A 5,571-nucleotide genomic window follows, 5' to 3' on the forward strand; every position below is an offset into this window, starting at 1 on the left:
GTGCAAACAATCTGCCTCAGTTAATCAAACTGTTACAGAGTAAACGTATTGATGTGATTCTGGCGGACCGCGAACATTTTGTACAAGCGACCAATGAATTAAAAATGGATGCCAACAACTTTCAGTCCCGTTTTTTCCGCTATGTCCCTTTGGGGGTCTATTTTAATGAGCAATTCCTTAATCAAAACCCGGAATTTTTAGCGCGCTTTAATCAGCTGATTACTGGCTGCGCTACAGGGCGGTTTTCAGTTTCTGAGTACGAGCGCCAGCAAATAAAAGAATTGCTGACCCGTAAAATTGAGCGGTGGAAGCGCCTGCCAAAATTGGAAACTGTATTGAAAGAGCGCAATTTAAAATCGCGCCGGTTTAGTAAGCAGGAGATTGCCGAGCGCGATAAAAAATGGACGCAGGCCTTTATGCAGAATGATTTTTCTTATTCAATCGGGCTTGTAGATCAGGAGTTGTCTGCCCATTTACGCGAAATCAAAAAACAATCACAAGATATGATCACGGAAATTATTGTTACCGATGCACGTGGGTTAAATGTAGCGATCAGCGATATGACATCGGATTACTGGCAAGGAGATGAAGAAAAATTTACTGCAGTATTTTCCCAGCCGGCTAACACCATGCATTTTGGCGATATTAATTATGATGAATCCACCAAGCGTTTCCAATTGCAGTTAAGTGTTCCGCTCTACACTGAGGAGAAATTTGAACCCCTGGGGGTAATGGTATTTGGGGTTGATGTGGAGAAGGTCTTATCACAAGCGCAGTGACCAATCTGCTGGATCGGGTTCCGGATGAAGATACTGGATGTCGTTTGCTTATGAATATAATTTCTTTAATAAAAAATATGAGGGCTGTGCGTTTGGGTTGAAGAGCGGAAATGCTTTACTTTTTGATGGCGTTTCACTTCTCATTTTAGATATTAATCCGCACAAGTTAGTGTTACGCCATTGCCATTAGATCAGATTGTATGACATTATGTCAGCGCAATCATTGATAAAGCTCTTTTGCTAATTCAGGGCTCATAATAATTAATCGATATCGGTTGGCGTTGTTCGGCATTTCCCATTGAGTAGTAGATGTAGGTCTGGACCTCCGGGTTCAGGGCTGTGGTATCTGCTCGGCAAAAATATCGGTCTTGTGTTGGCAGTGTAACTTCCTTATGGCAGCTCCGTTGCCTGTGTTTTTGAACCCGTGACAACCCTGTGGTTAAAACATGTTTGCGTATAGCAAAAAGCGGGGGCGCACAACGCTGGATAGATCCAAATCTTTCATACTGAATGGGTTATTTGTCTAAACCTGAGTGGTTATTTCAAAAATGTTAACGTTTTACCGCAATGCCCTTGCTGCATTTATCGCCACTCTGGTGCTCACCGCACTAGTGGTTTACGTGGGGATTGTGAAATCCACGTTAGATGCGTCGCTGTTTCCGGGGCGTGATGCCGCTTTCCTTTGGGCTTCTGCAATAGAGCCCAAAAAACCAGAGGGTAAGACGCAAGTAATGCTAAAGAGCGAAGTGGGCACGGTGGAGTATGACTTTTTCCTGGACCCGGAAAAGCCTTTTCCCTACACCCATTACTCAATTTATTTCGTCGATCCGATCCAATCGTTTGTGCAGGTGGATCTGCGTCGCTTTGCGGAAATCTCTTTCAAAATCCAGTGCGATCCCAAAAATGTCCTTATGTTGGTGCTATTCAGTTTTGATGACAAAGTGACTAACTTGAATAACATGTCGTCGCGCCGTGTGTCTTCCACAGCCTTTTCTTGCGATAAAAGTTGGTCGGAGATCACAATCAACCTAGCCGATCTTGATACGCCCCACTGGTGGTTGGGGCGCTATGGATATGAATTTAGCGATACCGGTTATCAGCTGAATAAAACCATGGGGTTTGCCTGGGTTAATTCATTACAAAGTCCGCTTAATACGCCGTCTCATGTGAAATTAACCGATGTGAAATTGCTTGGTACAGATCATCGTTACATTTATGCGGCGGCGGCAGTAAGTCTGGTGTTGTGGATTGTATTTTTTGTGTGGTTATTTCGCCGTTATGTGACGGTGTTGACGGTTGATATCAGGGAAAAAGTTAAACAAGATCAGCCGTTGATGGCTTATAAAAAATTATCGATTGAGCCGCAAAAGGATAAAGAGAAAAGTGCAGTCTTGCGCTTTATGGCGACAGAGTACGCCAATCCCGAGCTGAGCCTGGAAATGGCGGCTGCGGCGCTAGGTGTTAATCGAACAAAAATTAACGACATCCTAAAAGAGGAATTAGGTCTCACTTTTAGTACTTATTTAAATAAATTGCGATTGACGGAAGCTGCGCGACTACTGTCTGAAAACGAAGAGGCAAACGTATCGGAAATAGCCTATTCAGTTGGCTACAACAATGTGTCTTACTTCAATAAATTATTTAAAACCGAATACGGATGTGTTCCCAAAACCTTCAAAGTTTTATATCCGCTAAAAGATTCCAGCTGAGATTTTTAACAGTAAAAATTCTATTGGTTGCCGGTGGATTTATCACCTGTTTTTTTTGCTGGATTAGTAATAGTTAATTTACTGTACCGTAAATATTTTCAGCGATTTATCCGTATAAACCTTCAGTGTCCGGGGTTAACGTCTCGTGCATTTTTATATTTTGGCGGTAGCGAATCAGTTCTCATTTTGCAAGTTATCGCTTAAAACCGCATTAAAATAATCACAGCAACTCTTCAACTTTCTACAGTTTTATAAAAAACCTTTCAAAACTGCAATTTTTAATCCTTTGGTTTCCTTAGTCTCGCATCCAGCGCAGCTTAAATTGCTAGCAGTTAAGCCTCGCGACCTATTCGAATAATACTGATTAAACCAAGGTCTAACCCCATGAACAAAAATGATAAAAAAAGCCGCTACGGCGCTTTGCTCCTGTCGATTGCCGGTGCTTGTCTCGCATGCTCACAAGTATTAGCACAATCAGTAACAATTAACCCTGCGACCGAGTACCAAACCATTCGCGGATTTGGTGGCATGAATGGTGTGGGTTGGATCGGTGATTTAACCCCCGCACAAATCGATAGTGCATTTGGGGCTGATCCTGGCCAGATAGGTTTGTCGATCATGCGCATGCGTATAGATCCCAACTCTGCCAACTGGCGGATACAGGTTCCCGCCGCAGTACGTGCGCGGCAGTTGGGTGCAATTCTGCTGGCGACCCCATGGTCTCCACCGGCGTTTATGAAAACCAACAACAGTCTGATCAATGGTGGGAAATTAAAACCCGAGTATTACGACGAGTACGCTACACATCTGTTGGATTTTGCCAACTACATGTCTACTAACGGCGCGCCGCTTTATACCGTATCGGTTCAAAACGAACCCGATTGGCATCCGGATTATGAATCCTGCGATTGGTCAGGTGACGACTTCGTCAACTTTTTAAATTCGCAAGGTTCCCGTTTTGGCTCAAATTTAAAAGTCACCGTGGGTGAGGCCGTTGGTTTTGCCAAGCGTTTTACTGACCCGGTTCTCAATAGCTCAACAGCGGTGCAACACGCCGACATTATTGCAGGCCACCTCTATGGTGCTGTACCGCAAGATTATCCACTCGCGCGTAGCAAGGGCAAAGAAGTGTGGATGACTGAGCACTATACCGACAGTAAAAATGACGCAAACCTCTGGCCATTAGCATTGGATGTGGGCACTGAAGTGCATCAATCAATGGCGGCAAATTTTAACGCTTATATTTGGTGGTATATCCGTCGCTCTTACGGATTCCTGACCGAGAATGGTCAAGTGAGTAAACGCGGTTACATCATGTCGCAATATGCGCGATTTGTTCGCCCTGGTTAGAAACGTGTAGGTGCGACTGAAAAACCCTATTCCGATGTGCTGGTAACCGCTTACAAAGGTCCTGACAATAAAATCGTAATGGTGGTGGTTAATAATGGCACTGGTTCGCGCAATCTGAATATCACTTTGCAAAATGCCAGCGTTGGCAATTTTGTTAAGTACAGCACGTCTGACAGCTTGAATGTGGGTTACGGCGGTACATCAAAAGTCACTAACAATGCGGTGAGTGTATTTGTTGAACCAAAAAGTATTGCTACGTTTGTAAGCGAGGGAGGTGCTACCACTTCCTCCAGTTCATCCTCCAGAAGTTCTGTCGCACCGAGTTCTATACCAAGAAGTTCCGTTGCACCGAGTTCAGTGCCGCGCAGCTCAGTGGCCCCAAGTTCTACACCTCGCAGTTCAGTTGCATCGAGTGTCATTCGCTCTAGCAGCAGTTCATCTGTTGCAAATGGTAATGCAAATGCCAGTTGTAGTTACGTGGTGACCAATGATTGGGGTAGTGGTTATACCGCTGCTATTCGCATAAAAAATAACGGCACCAGTGCAATTAATAATTGGAATGTGAGTTGGAGTTATAGCGATGGCACGCGCATTAGTAACAGTTGGAACGCCACTCTCTCCGGCAGCAATCCTTATTCTGCAACTGGCCTAAGTTGGAATTCCAGTATCCAACCTGGCCAGACAGCTGAATTTGGTTTTCAGGGAATAAAAAATAATGGTGCAGCACAAATCCCGGCTGTGACGGGCAGTGTTTGCAAATAACAACAGTTGATTTCGTTTAACCACCCCCTGCTTTACCCGATCTTCGGATCGGGTGTTTTTAAACTTGCAGTACCACTACGACTTTTCCAATAACCATAAACGGAGATTTACACCATGCTTAAACCAAAATCCTCTCACACTATTCTTGCGCAGGTGCTGAAACGCACCTGTGGCTTGGTTGGTGTTAGTGCCGCTCTGGCGGTCTCATGCCATTCTGCGCTTGCAGCCTGTACTTACACTGTTGAAAGTGAATGGAGCAACGGTTTTGTTGCCAATATCACCATCAAAAATGATACAGCTGCACCTATTAATAATTGGAGTGTAAATTGGGGTTACTCCAATAACCGCATCAGTGGTTCATGGAATGCTAATTTGTCTGGATCAAATCCTTACACCGCATCTAACGTATCCTGGAATGGCAATATTGCCGTTGGTCAATCGGTCACCTTTGGTTTTCAGGGCAATAAAAACGGTGCGACTGCTGAGCGTCCAACAGTAAGTGGAACTGCATGTGGTGGTGCTGCGTCTTCTATGCCTCGCTCCAGTGTCGCACCTAGTTCAGTTGCACGTTCCAGTGTTGCCCCCAGTTCTGTAGCGCGTTCAAGCGTAGCGCCAAGTTCGCAACCTGTTGTTTCAAGCCGCTCGTCTTCATCTAGCGCTCCGGCCAATAATTTTGCGCAAAATGGCGGTGTTGAAAATGGTTTAACTAACTGGTCAACAACGGCCGGTACTGTTGCACGTTCAACGGCTGATAAGCGCAGCGGCTCTGCCAGCGCATTAATTACTGGTCGCACCGGCAGTTGGAACGGTTTGACTTTCGCTACAGGCTCGCTGGTTAACGGCAGCCAGTACGAGGTTGCAGTCTGGGTGAAACTTGCACCCGGTACGCCCGACAGTGTTGTGCAGTTGACTGCTAAACGTCAGGAAGATAGCGACACTTCTACCTACAACGAATACACCCAAGTAGCGAC

General features: G+C 45.2%; 4 protein-coding genes and 2 pseudogenes. All 6 read left to right on the forward strand.

Features of this window, described 5'->3' with window-relative positions; genetic code table 11:
• Nucleotides 1-779: pseudogene (locus tag ACWA6V_RS16435) on the forward strand (substrate-binding periplasmic protein); the annotation flags it as partial.
• Nucleotides 780-1,327: 548 nt separating this feature from the next.
• Nucleotides 1,328-2,488: a helix-turn-helix domain-containing protein gene (locus ACWA6V_RS16440; RefSeq protein WP_449523506.1), complete on the forward strand. Its 1,161-nt coding sequence runs from the start codon at nt 1,328-1,330 to the stop codon at nt 2,486-2,488.
• A gap of 384 nt (nt 2,489-2,872) precedes the next feature.
• Nucleotides 2,873-3,838, forward strand: coding sequence for a hypothetical protein (locus tag ACWA6V_RS16445; RefSeq protein WP_449523507.1), 966 nt, complete (start codon nt 2,873-2,875; stop codon nt 3,836-3,838).
• Between the two features lie 12 nt (nt 3,839-3,850).
• A pseudogene (locus ACWA6V_RS16450) lies at nt 3,851-4,087 on the forward strand (glycoside hydrolase family 30 beta sandwich domain-containing protein); the annotation flags it as partial.
• Nucleotides 4,061-4,600 (forward strand): cellulose-binding domain-containing protein, encoded by a 540-nt coding sequence (locus ACWA6V_RS16455; RefSeq protein WP_449523509.1) that lies wholly within the window; start codon nt 4,061-4,063, stop codon nt 4,598-4,600. The pseudogene ACWA6V_RS16450 and the gene ACWA6V_RS16455, both read left to right, overlap by 27 nt.
• Before the next feature lie 114 nt (nt 4,601-4,714).
• Nucleotides 4,715-5,571 (forward strand): cellulose binding domain-containing protein (locus ACWA6V_RS16460; RefSeq protein ID WP_449523508.1); only part of this gene is annotated, 857 nt, incomplete at its 3' end.

The organism is Cellvibrio sp. (assembly GCF_053579595.1).

Excerpts from the sequence above, each read along its gene's own strand:
- ACWA6V_RS16440 (WP_449523506.1), top strand. The coding sequence starts at position 1,328 with ATGTTAACGTTTTACCGCAATGCCCTTGCTGCATTTATCGCCACTCTG.
- ACWA6V_RS16445 (WP_449523507.1), top strand. The coding sequence starts at position 2,873 with ATGAACAAAAATGATAAAAAAAGCCGCTACGGCGCTTTGCTCCTGTCG.